Raw genomic sequence first — 23794 nt, forward strand, 5'->3', positions numbered from 1 at the left:
CCCCTGCCCGCGCGCTAACGTCGGGTCAGGGCGACCGCCGTACAGGGCGCGCTGTGGAGGGGCGACCGTGGGGATCGAGAGCGACCAGCTTGTCTTCGACTACCTGAGCCGGGTCGGCGACCTGGCCCAGCAGCGCCAGCTGCCCTCGGGGACCAGGATGCAGCTCGTGTCGTCACTGCGGAACGAGATCGACCGGCAGCGTGCGAAATTCCCGACCGACAGCCCGGCGGCGGTGCGCCGCATCCTGGGGCGGCTGGGTACGCCGGACGAGGTGGTGGACGCGGCGGCGGAGGGGACGGGAGCGGCCGCGAAAACCGCACCCGCCGGGCCCGAGCCCGTGGTTCCGGAGCAGCGGGCGCGTCCGGGGCGCAGGTTCGTACCGCGCCCCCGCAGGGCGGAGCAGCAGGCCGCCGGCCGGCCGTCCGCCGCGTCGCCGCCGCATCTGGCGGGGATGGACGAGCTCGGCGTGTCGAGCGGCGGTGAGCCCGACTGGTGGCGGATCGGTCCCGGGGACGACGCCGGCATCGGCGGTTTCGTGGGCGGCGTGGAGGTCGCCGAGATACTGCGCCCGCCGCACAAGGAGGAGGCGGAGGAGGACCCGGACGACACGGACCACGAACACACGGCCGCTGACTCGACCGCGCCGGAGCCCGACACCGCACCGCGTCGGTGGCTCCCACGGCTCCGCCGCAGTACCGGCGAGGACACGGGGCGCCGTTCGCTCGGCAGCCCCGTTCTCCTGACCGCCGCCGCGCTCCTCCTCGGCGGCACGGTCCTCGGCTCCTGGTTCGCGCTCGCCCTCGGCTGGCTCCTCGCCTATGCCTCGCGCGCGCTGTCCCGCAGGGAGGCGAAATGGGCGGTCCTCGGCCTCCCGGGCGCCGTCGCCACGACCGCGGCGGTCTGGCTCTGGGGCCGTGTCAACGGCCGCTGGGGCGCTCCCATCCCGCCCGGGGGCGATGCGATGGCCGAAGCCCTCTCGACCACCTGGCCCTGGGTGCTCCGTGCCGCCGCGGTGGCCACGGCGCTCCACCTGATCTGGCGCGCCCGCCGCACCTGACGCGGATGCGGGCCGTGGCGAGTGCACGGCGACGCCACGCCGGTCCGGCGTCCGGCGGCCGGGCCCCGCCAAAGACGCCACGACGGTCCGGCGACCGCGGCGCGTGCGGTGACACGTGGTGCGTGTACCGGTGGTCCGGCGCGCCGCCAGGGGTGTCGCGGCACCGGGTGGCCGCGGTGACCGCGATCCCGCATCGCCCGGGGACCCCGCACAATGACACCCATGCCATCGGAATCCGCGCCACGTCCCCTGACCGTCGGCTTCGACCTCGACATGACCCTCATCGACTCGCGGCCCGGGATCCACGCGGCCTTTCGCGCGCTGTCCGCCGAGTCGGGTGTGCCCATCGACGCCGACCTGGTCGTGACCCGGCTCGGGCCGCCACTGGAACAGGAGCTCGCGCACTGGTTCCCCGACGACCGCATCCAGGAGATCGGCGACCGCTACCGGGAGATCTACCCCGCCCATGCAATAGGCCCGACGCTCGCGATGCCCGGTGCGCGTGAGGCAGTCGCCGCGGTACAGGCCCTCGGCGGTCGCGCGGTCGTCGTCACCGCCAAGCACGAGCCGAACGCCAGACTCCACCTCCACCACCTCGGCATCGAACCGGACGCCGTCGTCGGCATGCTGTGGGCGGAGGCCAAGGCGGAGGCGCTGCGCGAGCACGGGGCGCGGGTGTACGTCGGCGACCACATCGGGGATGTGCGCGGGGCCCGTACTGCTGGGGCGGTCTCCGTCGCCGTACCGACCGGTCCGTGCGGGGCGGCAGAGCTCAGAGAGGCCGGAGCGGACGTGGTCCTGCCGGACCTCATCGCATTCCCCGGCTGGCTGACCGCCTATGCGGAAGCGGATCCGGAAGTGCGCGCCTGACGGCGCTGCGCCGCCACCGACCGCAGCACCCCCGCACCGGCGATCAGAAACCCGACGCCCATCAGCATGCACACCGCGTACGCGACGGGCGGGAAAGGCTCCGTACCGAGAAACAACGGGGCCACTGTGGCCAGAGTGGCCACGGCGCCGACGATGAAGACAATCGCACCGACGCGAACGAGGGCGTCGCCCGGCCCGGCGGAATTCGCTTGGGTTTCGTGAGTCACCCGACCAGGGTAGTTCCCAGCGCACAGGAATCACCGGGGACGTCTTGTCAGTGGGCCCTGGACCATTAGCCTTGGGTCGTGGCGGGTCGGGCGACCCGCTGCAGTGCTGTACAGACCAGTTTTTCTTTCGCAGTTTCCGACGAGTACGAGGACGAGGACAGACGTGCCTACCGGCAAGGTCAAGTGGTTCAACAGCGAGAAGGGCTTCGGCTTTCTCTCCCGCGACGACGGCGGCGACGTCTTCGTCCACTCGTCGGTGCTTCCTGACGGAGTCGACAGCCTCAAGCCCGGACAGCGGGTCGAATTCGGTGTGGTCGCGGGCCAGCGCGGTGACCAGGCGCTTTCGGTCACGGTCCTCGACCCCACCCCGTCCGTCGCCGCCGCGCAGCGCCGCAAGCCTGACGAACTCGCGTCGATCGTGCAGGATCTGACGACGCTTCTGGAGAACATCACTCCGCAACTGGAGCGCGGCCGTTATCCCGACAAGGCCCACGGAAAGAAAATCGCGGGTCTGCTGCGGGCGGTCGCCGACCAGCTCGACGTCTAGTGCTGTGACCGGATAGGTTCACCGGCTCGCGACGCCCTGCACGGCACTCCCCCTGGCTTCGCCGGGAGGCGCCCCCACGCTGCGTTGTCGAATCACCCGAGTACATCCAGTACGAGGGCGATACTCCGCCTTGCGATGCGTCCCCGCGGCCCCAAGGGGCCGGGGGAGACCCCAAGCACCGGACGCCGCGAGCTTCCCGGCAAACCTATCCGGTCACAGCACCAGGGTCTTTGTCGATCCAGCGCCTCTGATGCGGCACCAGGTCCGGACCCAGGTCCCGGACAGGGCCCGGTCCTGACCGGAGGGGATCACCGGCTCGCACACCAGACCCTCCGGTCACGGCCCCGGCCGAACCCGACGCATCCCGGCCGAGGGGCTGATGCAGCCCCTCGGTCGCGGCATGTGTGGGGGCCGCCCGTCCTCATGCGCCGTGGAGACGGACGCGCACGTGCGACGGCCGACCGGCTCCCCGCGCCGTGCAGACGGACGCCGCACGCGCGGCACGTGCATGCGGCCCTCAGGGAAACCGGAGCGCTGCGGGCCCCAGCGGCGGTACCAGGCCCTCGGCCGCGGCGCGTGTGAGGAGTCCCCGGACGGCGGCATACCCTGCCTCGCCCAGACCGGCCGTGAACTCGTTGACGTAGAGGCCGATGTGCTGGTCGGCCACGGCGGGGTCCATCTCCTGCGCGTGCTCGAGCACGTACGGACGGGACGCAACCGGGTCGTCCCAGGCCATACGGACGGATTCACGGGCCGATCGGGCCAGCAGCTCGAGCGTCTGCGCGCCCAGTGAACGCTTGGCGATGATCGCGCCCAGCGGGATCGGCAGTCCGGTCGTGGATTCCCAGTGCTCGCCCATGTCGGCAAGACAGTGAAGCCCGTAATTCCGGTAGGTGAAACGCGCCTCGTGAATGACGAGACCCGCGTCCACCTTTCCGTCCCGCACCGCAGGCATGATCTCGTGGAACGGGAGTACGACGATCTGCCCCACGCCCTCCGGGACGACATCCGCGGCCCACAGCCGGAACAGCAGATACGCGGTCGACCTCTCGCTCGGCACGGCGACGGTGCTGCCCGCGAGTGCCGCAGCGCCTTCGGCCCGGGAAGTGCCCCCGCGAGTGTCCGGCTCACGGGTCAGCACGAGCGGACCGCAGCCCCGGCCGAGCGCTCCGCCGCACGGCAGCAGGGCGTACTCGTCGAGCACATAGGGGAGCACGGCGTACGACACCTTCAGGACGTCGAACTCGCCGCGCTCGGCCATGCCGTTGGTGATGTCGATGTCCGCGAAGGTCACATCGAGGCGGGGCGCACCCGGGACCCGGCCATGCGCCCAGGCGTCGAAAACGAAGGTGTCGTTCGGACAGGGCGAGTAGGCGATCTTGACGGTGGTCATCGAGCCTCTTCCTCCAGCACGGGGCTGAGCAGTTCGAACGCGCGACGCAGGGAGTCCAGGGCCTCGCCGATCCGCCAGGCGGCACGGTCGCGTGGACCGACGGCATTGGACACGCAACGGATCTCGGCCACGGGGACGCCATGCGCCGCGGCGGCCTCGGCCACCCCGAAGCCCTCCATCGCCTCGGCGACGGCCCGGGGGTGACGCGCGGTCAGCTCGGCGGCACGCGCGGCGGTCCCCGTCACCGTGGACACGGTGAGGACCGGCCCGTGCAGTGCGCCGAGGGACGCGGCGATCCGCCCCGAGAGCGGCGACGGAAGGTGCACGGAGCGCCCGAAGCCCAGTTCTTCGACGGCGAGGTATCCGCCGGGCGTTCCGGCACCCAGGTCCGCGGCGACGATCGCGTCCGCGACGGCGGTCGCGCCGAGCGGGGCCGCAGGCTGGAATCCACCGCCGATACCCGCGGACACGACGAGGTCGTACCCGTTGCCCGGAGCGCCCGCCCGCGCCGCGGTCAGCGCCGTCGCCGTGGCCGCGGCAGCAGCCGCAGGGCCCACGCCCCCGGACAGGACGTCGACGGTGACGCCGGTGCCCCCAGGGCACCGGCGGAGGTCATAGCCGCCCGGGAGGGTGTGGGTGGTGACCGGGGAGCCGGCGGCGCACGGTACGAGACCGGCGGACACGGAATCCGCCTCCGCCGGTACCGCGGTCACGACGAGTACACGCATGGGTGTCGACCAGCCGGTGAGCCGGGGCTCAGTCCTTCTTCAGCGTGAAGTGCCAGATGCCGGTCAGCCTCTTGCCGGTGGTCTCCACGATGCTGACCTGGGCCTTGTTGGTGGCCTCACCGGTCTGGGTGGAGAAGAACGCGCTGCCCGGGATGGACCGGTACGTCTTGTGGTAGGGCTCCTGCTCGGCCTGCTGGCCGCCGATGAACAGCGTCCAGCCGTTCTTGGCCACCTCGGGCTCGACGCCGAAACGGACCCTGTCGTCCACGCCGACCTCGATGGTCTTGCCGGACTTCTGGTTGAGGCAGCCCTGGATCAGCGACTCCTTGATGGGGTCGCCGTCGTTGTAGCAGGCAGCCTCCGTGGTGACCGAGTTCGTCCCGACCGTCACGGTCGCGAGCGGGGTCGGCTTGTCGCAGGCGGAGAGTACGAGGAGGCCGGCGGACACGGCACCGAGGGCGGCGGCGGCCCGGCGGTGCTTGCCGGTGAAGAACGCAACGGTCATGGTCCGAAGGCTATCGGGCGGCCGGTGTCCCGCAGCGCGGGGGTGCGGCGTGGCGCCGCGCCCGCCCCCGCGACCGGCGGCCGGGCCCGGCCCACCGGTGCCCGTCTGCCTCACCTCACCCGGGGCGCCGTGCTCACTCCGGACGGGAGCGGGGCGCTGCGCCGGGAGGCGACCACCAGCCCGCGCATGGCCAGCAGTGCGCCGGTCGCGAGGATCACGGCCGCCACCGACATGCCCACCACGCCGTTCAGCGGCAGCGCGATCCCGATCGCCCCACCCACCACCCACGCCATCTGCAGCAGCGTCTCCGCACGGGCGAATGCCGACGTCCGCACGGACTCGGGCACATCGCGCTGGATCATCGCGTCCAGCGACAGCTTCGACAGTGCCTGCGTCAGTCCCGCGACCGCGCCCAGCGCCAGCACCATGATCGGACTGAAGAACACCGCGGCGAGGACCGCGACCGAGAGTGCGAGCGTCAGCCCGGTGGCCACGATCACTTCCGGTGGCCGGTGCTTGACCCACGCGCCGATCGCCGTACCGCAGGCGTTCCCGACGCCCGCCGCGACGCCCACCATGACCAGCGACACCGCCGCGCTCTGCCCGGCCATCGGGTGCACCCGCAGCAGGAACGCGAGGAAGAAGATCAGGAATCCGGAGAGCGCCCGGTGCGCCGCGTTCGCCTGGAGGCCGTGCAGCACCGAAGGGCCGACCGTGCGCAGGCTCGGCCTGCGCTCGCCGTGCGTCAGCATGTGCGCCTTGCGCTCGCCCTTCGCGGAGTCGACCTTGTGCGGGAGGCTGAAGGCGAGGAACGTGCCGGCGACGAAGATGGCGCACGCGCCGTACAGCGGCCACTCGGGGCCGATCCGCTGCAGTCCGGCTCCGATGGGGGCGGCGACCCCGGTCGCGACCAGACCGGCGAGTGTCACCCGGGAGTTCGCCTTCACCAGGGCGAAGCGCGGTGGCAGCAGCCTCGGTACGACCGCGCTTCTGACCACGCCGTACGCCTTCGACGCCACAAGTACGCCGAGGGCTGCCGGGTACAGCTCGAGGCCCCCCGTCGCGACCGCGCCCGACATGGTGAGCGCCAGCACCGCGCGGGTCATCATCGCGGCGGCCATTGCCGCGCGGCGGCCGTGCGGGATGTGGTCCAGCAACGGGCCGATGACGGGAGCGAGCAGCGCGAACGGCGCCATGGTGATCGCGAGATAGAGCGCGACCCGGCCCCGTGCCTCGTCGGTGGGCACTGCGAAGAAGACCGTGGAGGCCAGCGCGACGGTGATCATGACGTCGCCGGCGCCGTTCACGGCGTGGAGTTCGATGAGTTTGCCGAGTCCCGACTCGCCCGCGCCATGGGCGTGGGTCGCCCGGCGAATGCCTTTCGCCGTGCCGGTGAACGGCATGTGCAGGGCACGGCCGACCGACCGGGCCGCCCTGCTCATCGGCCCGGGAACGGAGGACGACCTTGCGGCTGTCACCTCGTCATAGTGCCCTAAGGGCCTTCGACCCGAACCGGGATTCGGGCGTGCAGGTGGGCGGCACGCCACGGAGGGGGTAGCGTGCGTAGCGCGCCACCGGCGGTAGTTCCCGGCCGCGCGCCTCTTCGTCATCCCGCAGAATGGGTGATGGTAGGCGTGCACGGGACGGATTGCCCGGGCGCGGACGTCGATGCGGTCCCCCGGTCCGCTCCGCCCGCCGCCCGTACATCGTGATTCGGCCGGCGCACCCGTGAGACGGCGTAGGAGAGAAGCGAGACCTGTGAGTGCTGCGACGACGCGAAGCCGTACCCCCGACCGTCTGTGCGCCGAGGCGGTAGACCTCGCCCGGGCGGCCGCCGAGGAGGCTGCCGCGCCGGGGGTGGTGGGCGAGCACGTCGGCCTGGTGTCCGAGGGCGACCGGGTCGTCACCCATCTCTTCGAGTGCAAGGAGCCGGGATACCGCGGCTGGCGCTGGGCCGTGACGGTCGCGCGGGCGTCCCGCGCAAAGGTCGTCACGCTCGACGAAACCGTCCTGCTGCCGGGCTCCGACGCGCTGCTGGCGCCCGAGTGGGTGCCGTGGAGCGAGCGGCTGCGGCCGGGGGACCTGGGACCGGGTGATCTGCTTCCCACCGAGGCGGAGGACCTGCGCCTGGAGCCCGGCTACTCGGGCGAGGACACGCCACCGCCGAATTCCCCGGTCTCGGAGGAGATGGCCGAACGGGTCGACGCCGAGGACGCGGAGATCGTGACGCGGGCGCCGTCCCGGGGTGCGATCACGTCCCTCGCGGAGGAACTGGGGATGCGCCGGGCGCGCGTGCTCTCCCGGTACGGGCTGCACATCGCGGCCGACCGCTGGGAGGAGGCGTACGGCGCCAAGACACCGATGGCGCAAGCAGCACCGGCGACATGTGTGTCCTGCGCGTTCCTGATGCCGCTGTCGGGCTCGCTCAAGCAGGCCTTCGGGGTGTGCGCGAACGAGTTCTCTCCGGCGGACGGGCGTGTCGTGTCGCTGACCTACGGGTGCGGGGGGCACTCCGAGGCGGCGGTGATGCCGAAGCCGCCGCGTCCGGCGCAGCCGGTGTTCGATTCGATGCGGCCGGACGAGTTCCCGCTGCGGCCTGCTCCGGACAGCGGGTCGGTGCCGGACCATGTGGACACGGCGTCGCCGGACGACCTGGGTCATTCCTGAGGGCTGTCCGGTGGCCCCGGGGAGACCCCAGGCACCGGATGCCGCGAGCTTCCCGGCAGACCGGTCGCAGCACCGGCCGGACTACCCGCGTCACTCCCAAGGGCTGCCGGGTGGGCCGCCCGGCGAGTCGGGGGTGCGCCGCCCCCGAGCAGGGGGGCTGTCGGCCGGGGTACCCCGTGCAGGGTGACCGTGCCCGGTACCGGACGCCCACCCGCACCGGGCAACCCGAAACCGCTCGGCACCGCGCGACGGCCCCGCACGCGATACCTTCGGGCCGCGGTTGAGGTACACCGGTAACAGGACAGAGCGGAGACAGGCGTGAGCGTCAGGACGACCGAGGGGGCCGACCCGTTCGGGACGGCGCGGCTGCGGCGTGGGGTGCTCGACTCCTGGGGGGCGAGCCCCGCGCGGTTCCGGGAGGACGCCAACGCCGAGGAGGACCTCGCCCTCGGCGGCTATCGCGACCGCCTCGTCGTCGAGCTCGCTCAGAACGCCGCCGACGCCGCCGGCCGCGCCGGCGTGCCCGGACGGCTCCGGCTCACCCTGGTCCAGGGCACCCTCGTCGCCGCGAACACCGGCGCGCCCCTCGACGCCGCAGGGGTCGAGTCCCTGTCCACGCTCCGTGCCTCCGCCAAGCGCGAGAACGACCAGCAGGCCGTCGGCCGGTTCGGCGTCGGTTTCGCCGCCGTCCTCGCGGTCAGCGACGAGCCCGCCGTCGTCGGGCGCCACGGCGGCGTCCGGTGGTCGCTCGCCGAGGCCCGCGGGCTCGCCCAGCAGGCCGCCCAGGCCAGTCCCGGCCTCGGTGACGAGCTTCGTCGCCGCGACGGCCACGTACCGCTGCTGCGGCTTCCGCTGCCCGCCGAGGGCAGCGCCCCCGACGGCTACGACACCGTCGTGATCCTGCCCCTGCGCGACGGCACCGCAGAGGACCTCGTCGGCCGACTCCTCGCCGGGGTGGACGACGCGCTTCTGCTCACCCTTCCTGGCCTCGAAGAGGTCGTCGTGGAGACCCCGGAGGGGGTGCGGACGCTACGCCGTTCGCAGCACGGCGCCTACGTCCACATCGAGGACAGCGTGACCGGCGTCAACCGCTGGCGGGTCGTCACCCACCACGGCGCCGTCGACACCGCGCTCCTCGCCGACCGTCCCGTCGAGGAGCGGCTGCGGCCCCATTGGACCGTCACCTGGGCCGTGCCCGTGGACGGCGACGGATCGCCCGTGTATCCCGCCACCGCACCCGTCGTCCACGCGCCGACCCCCACCGACGAACCCCTCGGCGTGCCCGCGCTGCTGATCGCGACCCTCCCGCTGGACACCGCCCGCCGGCATCCCGCGCCGGGACCGCTCACCGACTTCCTGGTGCGGCGCGCGGCGGAGGCGTACGCCGAACTCCTGGGCGACTGGAAGCCCGTCGGCACCGGCACCATCGACCTGGTCCCGGGGCCCCTCGGCAAGGGTGCCCTCGACGGCGCCCTGCGCACGGCGATCCTGGAGCTGCTGCCCCGTATCGCGTTCCTCGCCCCGGCCGTCCCTTCGGAGGACGTCGTCGCACTGCGGCCGCTCGAGGCGGAGGTGGTCGAGGGCGCGGGCGCCGAGACCGTACGGGTACTCGCCGACGTATTGCCGACGCTGCTGCCTGCCGGTCTCGAGCGGCGGGTGGAACTGCGGACGCTCGGAGTGGCGCGCGTCCCGCTCACGGAGGCGATCGACCGGCTGGCCGGGATCGAACGGGATCCGTCGTGGTGGTGGAGCCTCTACGACAGCCTCGCAGGTGTGGACCCGGAGCGGCTGTCCGGTCTGCCCGTGCCGCTCGCGGGGGTGGGCGCTGACGACGGGACCGACCCCGGGCCGCGGCGCGCCCGTACCACCATCGGCCCCCGCCAGATCCTGTTGCCGACCCCTGAAACCCCGGCGGGTCTCGGCCGGTTCGGGCTGAAGGTGGCCCATCCGGATGCCGCCCACCCCCTCCTCGAGAAGCTCGGTGCGCTGCCCGCGACCCCGCGTGCCGTGCTGACGACACCCCAGGTGAGGGCGGCCGTGGCCGCGTCCCTCGACGACGGGGACGGGCTGTGGGACGAGGACAGTGACGCACCGGACAGCGATGAGCTCGCGGAGATCGTGCTCTCGCTGGTGCGCGACGCCGGCCTGGAGCCGGGCGCCGAGCCCTGGCTGGGTGCGCTCGCACTGCCCGACGAGGACGGCGAGCTCGCCCCCGCCGGTGAACTCGTGCTGCCCGGCAGCTCGTTCGCATCCGTGATGAGTGAGGACGAACTGGCCCTCGTCGATGCCGATTTCGCCGACCGCTGGGGCGAACAGCCGCTGGCCGCCTGCGGGGTGCTGGCGAACTTCGCGCTCGTACGCGCCACCGACGTCGTGCTCGACCCCGATGAACTGGAGCCCCGCGAAGGCGACTTCCCCGAGCCCGACGACGCGGGTCTGCTCGACGCGGTCGACGTGTGGTGCGAGGACGTGCTCGACCGGCTGCCCGACACCCCGGTGCCGCCGGTCGCGACGGAGATCGTCGCCGTGCGCGACCTGGACCTGGTCGACGATGACCGCTGGCCCCAGGCCCTCGCCCTGCTGGCGCAGCCGCCACTGCGGGACGCGCTCACCCAGCCGGTGCGGGTGCTGCTGCCCGACGGCACGACGGAAACCGTCCGCCCCTACACCGCCTGGTGGCTGCGGGACCACCCGGTTCTCGGCGGCCGCCGCCCTGCGGGCCTGCGGGCCTCCGGCGGCGATCCGCTGCTGGTCGGGCTGTACGACTCCGCGGACGCGACCGGCTTCGAGGACGAGCAGGTGCTGCACGCCCTTGGCGTGCGGACCTCCGTCGCCGCGCTGCTCGACGAGCCCGGCGGGGCGGCCGAGCTGCTGGGCCGGCTCGCCGACCCGGACCGCCCGGTGAGCCCCTCCCAGCTGCACGCCCTCTACACCGCCCTGGCCGACCTCGATCCGGAACAGGTGACGCTCCCCGACGAGGTGCGCGCGGTCGTCGACGGCGAGGTCCGGGTCGTGGACGCATCGGACGCACTGGTCGCCGACGCGCCGGATCTGCTTCCGCTGGCCGCCGGCCGCTCGCTGCTGCCGGTCTCCCCGGACCGGGCGGCGGACCTGGCGGAGCTGTTCCAGGTCGGACGGCTCGGTGACGTCGTCGAGGCCGAGGTGACGACGGTCGGCGAGGAGCACGACGTACCCCCGTCGGTGCACGCCCTGCTCGGTCCGGGCACCCCCGCCACGTACATCGAGCACGAAGAGCTTCTGGCGGGCGGCATCGAGCTCGACTGGCGCCGCACCCTCGACGGCGTCATCCACGCCGCCACCCTGGAGGGCGTCGCGGCCGGTCTGGCCTGGGCGGCCGGCCAGTGGCCGCGCCGTTTCGAGGTCGCGGCACTGCTGGAGGACCCGTCCCGCACCGAGGAACTGGCCCGGGACCGCTGGTTCGACTGAACTTTCTCCCCGGGACGCCCGGCCGGTGGGGTCGCCCCCTTCGGCCCGGCTGCCGTGGGGGCATGGCCCGTGCCGGAACGGGTGGGCAGGGACGCGCCCCTTCGCCCGGCGCTACGCCGGGAACCTCCGGTCCACCCAGCGCCACGCGAGCTCCAGCAGCGCCGCGGCGGCCGCCGCGATGCCCACCGCCGCCCATGGCATCGTCGTGCCCACGAGCTTCAGGGCGAAGAAGTCCTGCAGCCAGGGCACGGCCAGAACGATCAGGAAGCCCAGCCCCATCGCCAGAACGAGGCCGAGCCGCCACCACGTGTAGGGCCTGGCAATGATCGCGAGGACCCACATGGCGACCAGGAAGAGGGTCAGCGTGGCCGCGCTGGTCTCGGCCTCCAGGGCGCCCGGGCCGCTGTAGTGGGAGCGGGCCAGGAGGTAGGAGGCGAAGGTGGCCACCCCTGCGATGATCCCGCCGGGGATCGCGTACCGCATGACCCGGCGGACGAAGTGCGGCTTGGCCCGCTCCTTGTTGGGGGCGAGCGCGAGGAAGAAGGCCGGCACGCCGATGGTGAGGGTGGACAGCAGTGTCAGATGCCGGGGCAGGAAGGGGTACTCCACCTGCCAGCAGACCACCAGGAGCGCGAGCAGTACCGAATAGACGGTCTTCGTCAGGAAGAGCGTCGCGACGCGGGTGATATTGCCGATGACCCTGCGGCCCTCGGCGACGACCGACGGCAACGTCGCGAAGCTGTTGTTCAGAAGGACGATCTGGGCGACGGCCTTGGTCGCCTCGGAGCCCGACCCCATGGAGACGCCGATGTCGGCGTCCTTGAGGGCGAGGACGTCATTGACGCCGTCGCCGGTCATCGCGACGTTGTGGCCACGGGACTGGAGCGCGCCGACCATGTCCCGCTTCTGCTGGGGCGTGACCCTGCCGAAGACCGCGTTCGCGTCGAGTTCCGCGGCCATGGCGTCCCGCTCGGCGGGCAGCCGGCGTGCATCCACGGTGTTCGCCGCGCCGGGGAGCCCGAGCTTGCCGGCCACTGCGGCGACCGACACCGCGTTGTCACCGGAGATGACCTTCGCCGTGACGTCCTGCTCGGCGAAGTACGCGAGGGTGTCCGCGGCATCGGGCCGCAGTCGCTGTTCCAGGACGACGAGAGCAGTGGGGTGGGCGCCGGCGGAGATGTCGGGCGCGTCGAGCTCCTTCGTCGCGCGGGCGAGCAGCAGCACCCTCAGCCCCTTCTCGTTGAGCTGGTCGATCTCGGGGAGGGCGGGGTCCTTGTCCGGCAGGAGCACATCGGGCGCGCCCAGCAGCCAGGTGGAACTCTGCCCGTCGCCCTCGCTGATGGCGGCGCCGCTGTATTTGCGCGCGGAGGAGAAGGGCAGCGACTGGGTGCAGCGCCAGTCGTCGCTGTCCGGGTAGGCCTCGATGATGGCCTGGAGCGAGGCGTTGGGGCGAGGATCGGACTCGCCGAGCGCACCGAGGACCTTGCGCACGTACGCCTCGTCCGAGCCGCCCAGTGTCCGTAGCCCGGTGACGTCCATGCCGCCCTCGGTCAGGGTGCCCGTCTTGTCGAGGCAGACGACGTTGACACGCGCGAGGCCCTCGATCGCGGGCAGTTCCTGGACGAGGCACTGTTTGCGGCCGAGCCGGATGACCCCGATCGCGAAGGCGACCGAGGTGAGCAGGACGAGGCCCTCGGGGATCATCGGGACGATGCCGCCGACGGTCCTGGCGACGGAGTCCTTGAAGTTGTCGCCCTTGACCACCAGCTGGCTGATGATGAGGCCGATCGCGGTCGGGACCATCATCCAGGTCACGTACTTGAGGATCGTGGAGATGCCGGACCGCAGCTCGGAGTGGACGAGCGTGAAGCGGGACGCCTCTTCGGCGAGCTGTGCGGCATAGGCCTCGCGGCCGACCTTGGTCGCGGTGAAGGCGCCGCCGCCCGCGACGACGAAGCTGCCGGACATGACTCTGTCGCCGTGCTGCTTCAGGACCGGGTCGGCCTCACCGGTCAGCAGTGACTCGTCGATCTCGAGGCTGTCGGCCTCGGCCACTTCGCCGTCGACGACGACCTTGTCGCCCGGTCCGAGCTCGATGAGGTCCCCGAGGACGATCTGGGAGGTGGACACCGCGGTGGCGGCTCCGTCTCGCCGCACGGTGGGTTTCGCCTCGCCGATGACGGCGAGCCCGTCGAGTGTCTTCTTGGCGCGGAGCTCCTGGATGATGCCGATGCCGGTGTTGGCGAGGATGACGAACCCGAACAGGGTGTCCTGGAACGGCGCGACCAGGAACATGATCACCCAGAGCACGCCGATGATCGCGTTGAACCGGGTGAAGACGTTGCCGCGGATGATGTCGACGGTGGAGCGACTGCTGCGGACGGGCACGTCGTTGACCTCGCCGCGCGCGATCCGCTCGGCCACCTCGGCCGTGCTGAGCCCGCGGGGCCGGTGGACCACGGGCGGTTTGACCGGGTGTACGGGATCGAGTTCCGCGCCCGCGTCGATGACCGCCCGTCCGCTCGGCTCGGACCCGTCGCTGTCGGTCTCAGCCCGCTGAGTCATGTTCTCGACGTTACGGTGGCGCGGCCGCGTTCACCCCCCGAGCGGGGTGAATATCGGACCGTGGGAGGACCCGGACGGGCCTCGGGTGGTCCTCATGGACGACGCAGAGGGGCGGAACACCCCAGGGGATGGCCCTTGCCCTCCGTGGGGGAGTGGTCCCGTCAGGCCTCCGGGCGGGCGCTGTGCGCCGCCTCCGCCTCCGCCCGCTTGATCGCGGCATCGCGCTTGCGGACGTACCAGATGCCGATGAGGCCGAGGCCGCCGCCGGCCAGGCACGTCCAGACCCACCAGCCGAGGTCGCGGTCGTCGAACCAGCCGTAGAAGGGGACCTGGACCAGGAAGAGGACGAACCAGATGATCGTGCCGCCGGTGATCGTGGCGACGACGGGCCCCTCCAGGGGCTCCGGTGCCTCGTGCTTGGGGGTCCACTTCGCCATGCGGGCAGTCTAGTGCTGTGACCGGAAGGGTCCGACGGCGCGCAGCCCCCTGCACGGCGCTCCCCCCTGGCTTCGCCGGGAGGCGCCCCCACGCTGCGTTCTCGAATCACCCGAGTACATCGAGTACGAGGGTGATCTCTTCCAGCCTCCGGCCGGTGGGGGTACCCCCGGGCGGAGCCAGGGGGAGCACCCCCACCGGCCTTGCGATACGTCCCCTCGGCCGCAAGGGGCCGGGGGAGACCCCATGCCGGCGGCTGCAAGGGGCCGGGGGAGACCCCATGCCGGCGGCTGCAAGGGGCCGGGGGAGACCCCATGCCGGCGGCTGCAAGGGGCCGAGGAGAGCCCATGCCGGCGGCCGCAAGGGGCCGGGGGAGACCCCATGCACCGGACGCCGCGAGCTTCCCGGCAAACCCATCCGGTCACAGCACCAGTGCGGTCGCCGGAAGGGTCCGACGGCGCGCAGCCCCCTGCACGGCTCCCGCCGCGTCGCCCCTTCCGCCGAGAGGGCGGCACCCCGTCGGCGGAGCCGGCGGACCGGCTCGCCGCCCGGCGATCCTTCCCCCTCCGGCCCCGGCGGGCCCGGTGACCCTCCGCACCGACGCCGGCGGGCAGCCCGGGGAACCCTTCCGCTCGCAGCACGGGGGAGCCCCTGCGCGCGTCCGCCGGCCCGTCCGCTCAGGGGTCTACGCGCGGAGATACCGATCTTCCGCTCATAGCTTCATACTGAAGCGGTTTGTGTCCGACCGGTTTTCTTCGTATGAACATCCAGGTAACCGGCCAAGAACCATCGACGAGGTCTCGCATGCCCCCCACGGCCACCGCACCTGCGGACGTCCAGCAGCCGCAGCGGCCGGACTCCGGCCCCCGTGCCCTCGACCGGCTCGACCGCTTCTTCAGGATCTCCGAGCGGGGCTCCACGATCCCGCGTGAGATCCGCGGCGGCTTCGCGACCTTCTTCGCGATGGCCTACATCATCGTGCTGAACCCGATCATCCTCGGCAGTGCGAAGGACATGTACGGGCACCAGCTCGACGGCGGCCAGCTGGTCACCGCCACCGTGCTCACGGCCGCCTTCTCCACGCTCCTGATGGGCGTGATCGGCAATGTGCCGATCGCGCTGGCCGCCGGGCTCGGGGTGAACACGGTCGTCGCACTCCAGCTCGCCCCCCGGATGAGCTGGGCCGACGCAATGGGCATGGTCGTCCTCGCCGGCTTCGTGGTGATGCTGCTCGTCGCGACCGGTCTGCGCGAACGCGTGATGAACGCGGTCCCGCTCGGTCTGCGCAAGGGCATCGCGATCGGCATCGGCCTCTTCATCATGCTGATCGGCCTCGTCGATTCCGGCTTCGTCTCCCGGATCCCGGACGCCGCCCACACCACCGTCCCGCTCCAGCTCGGCCTCACCGGCCACCTGGGCGGCTGGCCGGTGCTGGTCTTCGTGCTCGGTTCGCTGCTCACGCTCGCGCTGATCATCCGCAAGGTGCCGGGTGCGATCCTGATCTCGATCGTGGCGATGACGGTCGTCGCCGTGGCCGTCCAGCTGATCGTGAAGCTGCCGGGCCAGGCGTGGGGCCTGACCGTCCCCGAGTGGCCGGGCAACCCGGTCGCGACGCCCGACTTCGGTCTCGTCGGGCAGGTCAGCCTGTTCGGCGGCTTCGAGAAGGTGGGCCTCCTCACCGGCGCGCTGTTCGTCTTCACCGTGTTGCTGTCCTGCTTCTTCGACGCGATGGGCACCATCCTCGGGGTCGGTGACGAGGCGAAGCTGACGGACAAGGACGGCAACTTCCCCGGCATCAACAAGGTGCTGATCGTCGACGGCATCGCGGTCGCCGCCGGCGGCGCCGCCTCGGCCTCCGCCAACACCTGCTTCGTCGAGTCGACCGCGGGTGTCGGCGAGGGTGCCCGTACCGGTCTCGCGTCCGTCGTCACGGGTGCGCTGTTCTCCGTGGCGCTGTTCCTGACGCCGCTCGCGACGATGGTGCCGTCCCAGGCGGCCACACCGGCGCTGCTGGCGGTCGGCTTCCTGATCCTGGCCGGGTCCGTCAAGGACATCGACTGGAGCGACTTCACCATCGCCGTGCCGGCGTTCCTGGCCATGGTGATGATGCCGTTCACGTACTCCATCACCAACGGCATCGGTATCGGCTTCATCGCCTTCAGCGTGCTGCGCCTGGCGGCGGGGCGCGGACGCGAGGTGCCCGTGGCGATGTATGTCGTGTCGGCGGTGTTCGTCTTCTTCTACGCGATGCCCGCCCTGGGCCTGACCTGAGGGGGAGGCCCGCCGGTCAGGTGAGGCCGTAGAACTTCTCCGTCTCGTCGACGGCCGCGTGGAAGCGCTCGTCGAAGTCGTTGCGAATGAGCGTCCGGACCACATAGTCCTGGACGCTCATTCCGCGTCTGGCGGCATGCTGCCGGAGCCGGTCGAGCAGTTCCTCGTCCATCCGCAGGCTGAGCACTGTCGATGCCATGTCGGCCAGAGTCGCTGGCCGGATCCGGCCGCTGCGTCACTTTCCGGCCCTGCCTCACTCGTTTGGGTGATCTGTCGGGGCGGCTGGAAACCGCTTGGTATTTAGACAGAGTAATGAGCTATGCTAAGGACATGCCTGACCTCTCCCACGGCGACGACGTCGCCGCCGTGAACTCACTGCGCTCCGCCGTCATGCGGCTGGGCCGGCGCCTGAAGCACCAGCGCGTCGACGAATCGCTGAGCCCCACCGAGATGTCGGTGCTCGGCACCCTGGCACGCTGCGGCTCCGCCACCCCCGGTGAGCTGGCCCGCAAAGAGCATGTCCAGCCCCCGTCGATGACCCGCATCGTGGCGCTCCTGGAGGCCAAGGGACTGGTCCGGCTGGAGCCGCATCCCGATGACCGCCGGCAGAAGGTGGTCAGCCAGACCGAGCAGGCCGAGGCCATGCTCGAGGAGAGCCGCCGCAAGCGGAACGCCTGGCTGGCATCCCTCGTCGAGGGTCTGGACGATGACGAGTGGGCGAAGCTGCGTGCTGCCGCCCCCGTACTGGAGAAGCTCGCACACCTGTAACCGACAGCCGCAAGGAGGCGAACCCTTTTGAGTACGGGACCCGGAGCAGACTCCGCACCCGCACCGAAACCCACCCACGACACCCCTTCCGCACCGGTCACGGGCAACTCGGGGACGTTCTCCTCGCTCAAGGTCCGCAACTACCGGCTGTTCTTCTCCGGTGCCATCGTCTCCAACACGGGCACCTGGATGGCCCGCATCACCCAGGACTGGCTGGTGCTGAGCCTCACCGGCTCCGCCGCGGCAGTCGGCATCACCACAGCCCTGCAGTTCCTGCCGATGCTGCTCTTCGGTCTGTACGGCGGCGTCATCGCCGACCGCTACCCCAAGCGCCGCATCCTGCTGTTCAGCCAGGGTGCGCTCGGTCTGTGCGGGCTCGCCCTCGCCGTACTCACCCTTTCCGGCCATATTCACGTCTGGCACGTCTATCTGGTCGCGTTCCTCCTGGGCATGGTCACGGTCGTCGACAACCCGACGCGGCAGTCCTTCGTCTCCGAGCTGGTCGGCCCCCGGCAGTTGCAGAACGCCGTCAGCCTCAACTCCGCGAACTTCCAGTCCGCGCGCCTGGTGGGGCCTGCCCTGGCCGGTGGGCTGATCACCGCCGTCGGCAGCGGCTGGGCGTTCCTGCTGAACGGTCTGTTCTTTCTGGCCCCCATCACCGCTCTGCTGCGGATGCGCACGAGCGAGCTGCACAAGCTCGAGCGCGCACCACGCGGCAAGGGCCAGCTGCGGGAAGGGCTGAGGTATGTCGCGGGTCGGCCCGAGCTGATCTGGCCGATCGTGCTCGTCGGCTTCATCGGCACGTTCGCCTTCAATTTCCCGATCTGGCTGACCGCATTCGCGGACGAGGTGTTCCATGCCGGGGCCGGGACATACGGCCTGTTCAACGCCCTGATGGCGGCAGGCTCCCTGACCGGCGCCCTGCTCGCGGCGCGCCGCGCCTCGTCCCGTCTGCGGATGCTGTTCGGGGCTGCGGCGCTGTTCGGCGCCCTGGAGATCGCCGCCGCCCTCTCGCCCTCCTTCTGGCTCTTCGCGCTGCTGCTCGTTCCGATCGGCATGGTCGGTCTGACGGTCAACGTCACCGCCAACTCCTCGGTCCAGATGGCCACGGAGCCGGTGATGCGGGGCCGGGTGATGAGCCTCTACATGATGGTCTTCGTCGGCGGCACGCCCGTCGGTGCGCCCATCGTCGGCTGGCTCACGGACACCTACGGCCCCCGTGTCGGCTTTGCGACGGGCGGCGTCGTCGGGATCGCCGCGGCAGGGGCGATCGGTCTGATCCTGGCGAGGGTGGGCGGCCTGCGTCTCCGGCTGGACCTGCGGCCGGGCCGCCCGCACCTGCGCTTCGTACCGCGCGAGGAGGCCCGCGAGCCGCTGGCGAAGGCGGTGTGAACCGTTGCGCGGCATGGCCTGAAGGCCCTGTGCCGCCGGCCTGCTGCAGCAGACTGGCCGCATGAGACTCTTCGCCGCCGTCATCCCGCCCGACGAGGCCCTACGGGAACTCGGGACCGCCGTCGACCGGCTCCATGCCCTGCCAGGCTCGGACGGACTGCGGTGGACCGGGCGGCCGGGATGGCACTTCACGCTCGCTTTCATGGGGGAGGTCGACGAGGAGATGCTGCCCGAGCTGCATGCGCGGCTCGGGCGGGCCGCCCACCGCAGCGAGGCGTTCCGGCTGCGGCTGCACGGGGCCGGGCACTTCGGGCGGCGGGCCCTGTGGGTCGGGGCCGCGGGCGGAATCGATGCGATGCGGATGCTGGCCGAGCGCGCGGACGCGGCGGCGCGGCGGGCGGGCGTCTCGATGGAGGAGCACCGCCGCTACCAGGCACACCTGACGATCGCCCGTACCCGCACGGACCAGGACCTGCGGCCGTACGTCGACGAGCTGGCCGGGTTCGAGGGCACGCCCTGGACGGTGCCCGAACTGGTCCTGGTCCGCAGCCATCTGCCCCGGAGCGGCATCGAGAAGGAGCAGCCGCGATACGAGACGGTGGGTGCCTGGCCCCTCGGTGCCTGAGCCCGGCCGGCGGTCGTGCCGGCCCGGAGGGCGAGCTGCCGTGCCGGCGGTCGTGCCGGCCCGGAGGGCGAGCTGCCGTGCCGGCGGTCGTGCCGGCCCGGAGGGCGAGCTGCCGTGCCGGCGGTCGACCGTTCTCGAGCGACTGTGCCGCAGCCCGTGGGGTCTCACGGGTCGGCGACCCCGGCGGGTCGCGGATCGGACCTCATGGGCCGGCGAGTCGTGCGACGCCGGGGCGGCCGGTGGCGCCGCAGGTCCGAAACTGCTCCGGGGTGAGCCGGGCCGCCGCGGCCGCGATGGCTCCGAACACTGTTGCCGCGCGCACGTTCCGCCTGCCGTCCCGCCATCGGGACGTCCGTGCCGATCTCCGGTGGGACCGGACGCAGTTGCCCGTCTCCTGCGCGGAGGGCCTCGCCGGGCACAGCCGCGAGCGGCCCCAGCGCGTCCGGTCTCGCTCTCCGGGTGCCCGACAGCCGCGGCGAGGCCGGTGATCCCTCCTGGGACCACTTCTGGCCGGACCAGGTTCAGGAGCAGGTCCCGGCACAGGTCATGGACGGAACGTGCCGAGTCGATGGGCTGTTTCCCCAGGGACGAGTCCCCTGCCGCACCGGGAGGTGCGGCAGGGGACTCGGTACTCGGGACTGCCGGTGCAGCGGTCGTCCGGGTCGGGGGTGTCCCACCGAGGCCCTGGGACGACTGCGTTTCCTTCGTCACACCGTCGCGGTGCACCGCACGGGCCCGTACCGGCCGGTCCTCCACGCCATCGGGCGGCTGCAGCCGGGCCCGTCCGTCGTGCGGCTGTGGCAGGCCCGCTGGTTGTCGCTGGGCCGTACCGGCGACGCGCCTGAGGAACGCAGGAGTCGCCCGCGATCCCGCCGGGGACCGTGGCGGCCCCACCCCAGTGGCCGTGCACGATCAACTTTCCCGTGCGGTTACGCTCGACGGGTGGACCCGAAGACCAGGAACCGGATCATGGCCGGTGTGCTCGTGCTGATGTTCGCGATCGTCGCAGTGGCGGCCGCGACCGGCCGCTGACGACCGCTGCCTCCGCGGCGGCTACCAGGCGAACGCCTCCGGAGAGGGCCCCGGCCCGGGGAAGATCCCGTCCAGTCCGGCCAGCAGTTCCTCGCTCAGCTCGAGCTCGACCGCCCGTAGCGCCGAGGCCAGCTGGTCCGCGGTCCGCGGTCCCACGATCGGGCCGGTGACCCCGGGGCGGGTGAGCAGCCAGGCCAGGGCCACCTCGCCCGGCGCGAGTCCGTGCTTGTCGAGCAGGTCCTCGTAGGCCTGCACCTTCTCCCGTACGGACGTGTCGGCGAGCGCGTCCGCAGAGCGGCCTGCCGCCCGCCGGGCTCCCTCGCTCTCCTTCTTGATCACTCCGCCGAGGAGCCCACCGTGCAGTGGCGACCAGGCGACGACCCCGAGTCCGTACTCGCGCGCGGCCGGGACGACCTCCATCTCGGCTCGGCGTTCGGCCAGGTTGTACAGGCACTGCTCACTGACCAGACCGTACGAGCCGAGGCGGCGTGCGGTCTCGTTGGCCTGGGCGATCTTCCAGCCCGGGAAGTTCGACGAGCCCGCGTAGAGGATCTTGCCCTGCCGGACCAGTACGTCGATCGCCTGCCAGATCTCCTCCATCGGGGTGTCCCGATCGACGTGGTGGAACTGGTACAGATCGATGTAGTCGGTCTTCAGCCGCTTGAGGCTCGCCTCGACGGCGCGGCGGATGTTGAGGGCGGACAGCTTGTCGTGATTGGGCCAGGGCGAGCCCTCGGTGCCCATGTTGGCGTACACCTTGGTGGCGAGCACCACCTTGTCCCGGCGGTCGCCGCCCTTGGCGAACCAGTTGCCGATGATCGTCTCGGTGCGGCCCTTGTTCTCGCCCCAGCCGTAGACATTGGCGGTGTCGAAGAAGTTGATGCCGGCCCCGAGCGCGGCATCCATGATCGTGTGGCTGTCGGCCTCGTCGGTCTGGGGTCCGAAGTTCATCGTGCCGAGGACGAGTCGGCTGACCTTGAGTCCCGTGCGTCCGAGCTGCGTGTACTTCATGGTCCACAAGCCAACGCGTTGGAGCGCACTCCAGGCAAGAGCCCACATGGACGTTCGCCCGTGCTCATGGCGGTGCCAACGCCCGGCGATGCGGCGCGAAGTGACGCGACGGTGGCGATCAGGAGCCGCCGAACCAGCCCGCGGCGTCGAGCCGGAAAGCCTCGGCGGGCACGACTGCACGCAGACTCTCCTCGAGTGCGTCCAACTGCCCGGCGCCCATCGCCGAGGCCCACTCCGCGCGCAGTCCGTCGAACACCGCCGCTGAACGGGCGAGGGCGTCGAGACCGTGTGAGGTGAGGCGGACGGTCTTTCGGCGTGCGTCGTCGGGGTCGTCGACGCGTTCGGCGTAACCCATGGCCATCAGGCGGTCGACGGTCTTGCCGGCCGCCTGCTTGGAGACTCCGAGCCGTCGTCCGATCTCGCTGGCGGTGGCGCCGTCGAGCCCGATCGCCTGCATGGCGAAGCCGTATGCCGGCGTCAGACCCGGATGGCCCTGGCGGGCCAGTTCCGCGTGCAGTCGGTCCGCGAGGGTGCGGAAGCCCGCGAAGAGCAACAGAGGGAGCTCGTATCCCCTGCCCACTGCACCACCCTTGCTCGATTCGACAACCTGGTTTACCTTTTTATCGTCAACCATGTTGTCCATTCTAGGAGGCGTACATGTTCGCCGACCACACCCTCGAGACCGCTCCCGTCGCGTCCCGAAAGGCGATGGAGGCCGTTGTCCGGAACATCGGCCACCTCCCGCCCGCTGTCGCCCGCCTTGCCGAGTCCCCGCAGCTGCTCAACGGCTTCCTCCAGCTCGGCGCGGTGTTCGAGAGCAGCACCCTGGAGCCGGTGGCGCGCGAGGTCGTCATCATGGCCGTCGCCGTCCACAACGACTGTCATGTGTGCGTGGAAATGCACACGGGCAAGCTGCGTGCGCTCGGCGCGGACGAGTCGCTGGCCCGGTCCCTCCGTGAGCGCCGTCCGCTGCCGGACGAACGTCTGGAAGCGGTGCGCCGGTTCACGCTCGCGCTGCTCGCGACGGCGGGCGGCGTCGACGACGAGGACCTGAAGCACTTTCTGGCGTGCGGCTGGACCGAGCGAAATGCCCTGGAAGTTGTCCTGGGTGTCGGTACATACACCATGTCGACGTTCGCGAACCGCCTCACACGCGCTGCGGTCTAGCCGGTTGCGCCTTCCGGTGGGTGGCGTTCGTTCCGAGTGGCCGTCCAATGGGTGATTATCCGTCCGATCGCCACCCGAAAAGCCCATGGTGTAGCTCTAATGCAGGGTTCCCGGTTGGTGTGTCCCCGGAATTCGGCTGACGGTGAGGGGAGTCGCTCTGCGATCCGATGAGCCGATGATGTGTCGGCCGTCGCAGTCGCGGCGAAAGGAATGGACTCCCATGCGCTCTGCCCGCACCCTGTGGATCTCAGCCGCGGTCACCGCGGTTCTCTCGGTCACCGCTCCTGCCGCCTACGCCATCGCCGTAGCCGACGACCGCGCCGCCGGCGCTCCTTCCAGTGTCGAGGACGACTACGACAAGGACTACGAGAAGGACTACGACAAGGGCGACAAGGACGACTACGAGAAGAAGGACCACGACAAGAAGGACTGGGACAAGAAGGACCACGACAAGGGCGACAAGGACGACCACGGCAAGAAGGACCACGACAAGAAGGACTGGGACAAGAAGGACCACGACAAGGGCGACAAGGACTACGGCAAGGACGACTACGACAAGGGCGACAAGGACGACTACGACAAGGGTGACAAGGACGACTACGACAAGGGCGACAAGGACGACTACGACAAGCCCAAGGGTGGCGTCCACACCGGTGGTGGCGCTCTTGCCCGTGTCGCGAGCGATGACGACCACGACAAGAAGGACTGGGACAAGGGCGACAAGGAAGACAAGGACGACTACGGCAAGAAGGACCACGACAAGAAGGACTGGGACAAGGGCGACAAGGAAGACAAGGACTACGACAAGGGCGACAAGGGCGACAAGGACTACGACAAGGGCGACAAGGGCGACAAGGACTACGACAAGGGTGACAAGGGCGACAAGGACTACGACAAGGGTGACAAGGACGACTACGACAAGCCCAAGGGTGGCGTCCACACCGGTGGTGGTGCCCTCGCCGGCGTCCTGAACAAGGACGACTACGACAAGGACGACCACGACAAGAAGGACTGGGACAAGGGCGACAAGGAAGACAAGGACGACTACGGCAAGAAGGACCACGACAAGAAGGACTGGGACAAGGGC

20 protein-coding genes and 1 pseudogene are annotated in these 23794 nt (G+C 71.2%); 11 read left to right on the plus strand and 10 right to left on the minus strand.

Annotation, left to right across the window (positions count from 1 at the left end; genetic code table 11):
- The first annotated feature begins 67 nt into the window (after positions 1-67).
- Together AC068D_RS11565 and AC068D_RS11570 are read left to right on the plus strand one after the other, a co-directional pair.
- Positions 68-1057 (plus strand): hypothetical protein, encoded by a 990-nt coding sequence (locus AC068D_RS11565; protein WP_478822776.1) that lies wholly within the window; start codon positions 68-70, stop codon positions 1055-1057.
- Positions 1058-1279: 222 nt separating this feature from the next.
- Positions 1280-1927: an HAD family hydrolase gene (locus AC068D_RS11570; RefSeq protein WP_478822777.1), complete on the plus strand. Its 648-nt coding sequence runs from the start codon at positions 1280-1282 to the stop codon at positions 1925-1927.
- On the opposite strand, the gene AC068D_RS11575 is transcribed toward AC068D_RS11570, so the two are convergent.
- On the minus strand, positions 1894-2154 hold the full coding sequence (locus tag AC068D_RS11575) for a hypothetical protein (protein WP_478822778.1): 261 nt from the start codon (positions 2152-2154) through the stop codon (positions 1894-1896). The two genes, AC068D_RS11570 and AC068D_RS11575, sit on opposite strands and share 34 nt — an antisense overlap.
- Positions 2155-2317: 163 nt before the next feature.
- On the opposite strand from AC068D_RS11575, the gene AC068D_RS11580 reads away from it, so the two are divergent.
- Complete coding sequence (locus AC068D_RS11580) at positions 2318-2701, plus strand: cold-shock protein (RefSeq protein WP_017946048.1); 384 nt, start codon at positions 2318-2320, stop codon at positions 2699-2701.
- A gap of 517 nt (positions 2702-3218) precedes the next feature.
- On the opposite strand, the gene AC068D_RS11585 is transcribed toward AC068D_RS11580, so the two are convergent.
- The 4 genes from AC068D_RS11585 to AC068D_RS11600 form a co-directional block, all read right to left on the minus strand.
- Positions 3219-4094 carry a 1,4-dihydroxy-6-naphthoate synthase gene (locus tag AC068D_RS11585; RefSeq protein ID WP_478822779.1) on the minus strand — a complete coding sequence of 292 codons (876 nt, stop codon included), beginning with the start codon at positions 4092-4094 and terminating at the stop codon, positions 3219-3221.
- The gene (locus tag AC068D_RS11590) at positions 4091-4822 is read right to left on the minus strand and encodes a futalosine hydrolase (RefSeq protein WP_478822780.1); all 732 of its coding nucleotides are present in this window, start codon (positions 4820-4822) and stop codon (positions 4091-4093) included. The genes AC068D_RS11585 and AC068D_RS11590 overlap by 4 nt, the downstream gene beginning before the upstream one ends.
- Positions 4823-4850: 28 nt before the next feature.
- Complete coding sequence (locus AC068D_RS11595; protein WP_478822781.1) at positions 4851-5327, minus strand: DUF2771 domain-containing protein; 477 nt, start codon at positions 5325-5327, stop codon at positions 4851-4853.
- Positions 5328-5437: 110 nt separating this feature from the next.
- Positions 5438-6805, minus strand: coding sequence for an MFS transporter (locus tag AC068D_RS11600; protein ID WP_478822782.1), 1368 nt, complete (start codon positions 6803-6805; stop codon positions 5438-5440).
- Between the two features lie 280 nt (positions 6806-7085).
- Between AC068D_RS11600 and AC068D_RS11605 the strand changes: the two genes are divergently transcribed.
- Both AC068D_RS11605 and AC068D_RS11610 read left to right on the plus strand, forming a co-directional pair.
- Positions 7086-7994, plus strand: a complete 909-nt coding sequence (locus AC068D_RS11605) for a DUF3027 domain-containing protein (protein ID WP_478822783.1) — start codon at positions 7086-7088, stop codon at positions 7992-7994.
- A 318-nt stretch (positions 7995-8312) separates the two neighbouring features.
- On the plus strand, positions 8313-11441 hold the full coding sequence (locus AC068D_RS11610; RefSeq protein WP_478822784.1) for a sacsin N-terminal ATP-binding-like domain-containing protein: 3129 nt from the start codon (positions 8313-8315) through the stop codon (positions 11439-11441).
- A gap of 111 nt (positions 11442-11552) precedes the next feature.
- On the opposite strand, the gene AC068D_RS11615 is transcribed toward AC068D_RS11610, so the two are convergent.
- Together AC068D_RS11615 and AC068D_RS11620 are read right to left on the minus strand one after the other, a co-directional pair.
- Positions 11553-14006: an HAD-IC family P-type ATPase gene (locus AC068D_RS11615; protein WP_478822785.1), complete on the minus strand. Its 2454-nt coding sequence runs from the start codon at positions 14004-14006 to the stop codon at positions 11553-11555.
- Positions 14007-14167: 161 nt separating this feature from the next.
- Positions 14168-14443, minus strand: coding sequence for a DUF2530 domain-containing protein (locus AC068D_RS11620; RefSeq protein ID WP_478822786.1), 276 nt, complete (start codon positions 14441-14443; stop codon positions 14168-14170).
- Positions 14444-15245: 802 nt separating this feature from the next.
- Between AC068D_RS11620 and AC068D_RS11625 the strand changes: the two genes are divergently transcribed.
- Positions 15246-16712, plus strand: coding sequence for an NCS2 family permease (locus tag AC068D_RS11625; RefSeq protein ID WP_478822787.1), 1467 nt, complete (start codon positions 15246-15248; stop codon positions 16710-16712).
- A 16-nt stretch (positions 16713-16728) separates the two neighbouring features.
- On the opposite strand, the gene AC068D_RS11630 is transcribed toward AC068D_RS11625, so the two are convergent.
- Positions 16729-16911 carry a ribbon-helix-helix protein, CopG family gene (locus AC068D_RS11630; RefSeq protein WP_478822788.1) on the minus strand — a complete coding sequence of 61 codons (183 nt, stop codon included), beginning with the start codon at positions 16909-16911 and terminating at the stop codon, positions 16729-16731.
- Positions 16912-17042: 131 nt separating this feature from the next.
- On the opposite strand from AC068D_RS11630, the gene AC068D_RS11635 reads away from it, so the two are divergent.
- From AC068D_RS11635 to thpR, 3 genes are all read left to right on the plus strand, one after another.
- The gene (locus tag AC068D_RS11635) at positions 17043-17480 is read left to right on the plus strand and encodes a MarR family winged helix-turn-helix transcriptional regulator (RefSeq protein ID WP_478822789.1); all 438 of its coding nucleotides are present in this window, start codon (positions 17043-17045) and stop codon (positions 17478-17480) included.
- Positions 17481-17507: 27 nt separating this feature from the next.
- Entirely contained in the window at positions 17508-18872 is a 1365-nt protein-coding gene (locus AC068D_RS11640; RefSeq protein ID WP_478822790.1) for an MFS transporter, read from the plus strand.
- Positions 18873-18933: 61 nt separating this feature from the next.
- Positions 18934-19497: an RNA 2',3'-cyclic phosphodiesterase gene (gene thpR, locus AC068D_RS11645; RefSeq protein ID WP_478822791.1), complete on the plus strand. Its 564-nt coding sequence runs from the start codon at positions 18934-18936 to the stop codon at positions 19495-19497.
- Between the two features lie 1053 nt (positions 19498-20550).
- On the opposite strand, the gene AC068D_RS11650 is transcribed toward thpR, so the two are convergent.
- Positions 20551-21540 (minus strand): aldo/keto reductase, encoded by a 990-nt coding sequence (locus tag AC068D_RS11650; RefSeq protein WP_478822792.1) that lies wholly within the window; start codon positions 21538-21540, stop codon positions 20551-20553.
- A gap of 118 nt (positions 21541-21658) precedes the next feature.
- Positions 21659-22174 carry a MarR family winged helix-turn-helix transcriptional regulator gene (locus tag AC068D_RS11655; protein WP_478822793.1) on the minus strand — a complete coding sequence of 172 codons (516 nt, stop codon included), beginning with the start codon at positions 22172-22174 and terminating at the stop codon, positions 21659-21661.
- Positions 22175-22197: 23 nt separating this feature from the next.
- Between AC068D_RS11655 and AC068D_RS11660 the strand changes: the two genes are divergently transcribed.
- Together AC068D_RS11660 and AC068D_RS11665 are read left to right on the plus strand one after the other, a co-directional pair.
- Entirely contained in the window at positions 22198-22707 is a 510-nt protein-coding gene (locus tag AC068D_RS11660; protein ID WP_478822794.1) for a carboxymuconolactone decarboxylase family protein, read from the plus strand.
- Between the two features lie 220 nt (positions 22708-22927).
- Positions 22928-23794, plus strand: a pseudogene (locus tag AC068D_RS11665) (DNA primase); the annotation flags it as partial.

The organism is Streptomyces sp. NPDC043861 (assembly GCF_056435905.1).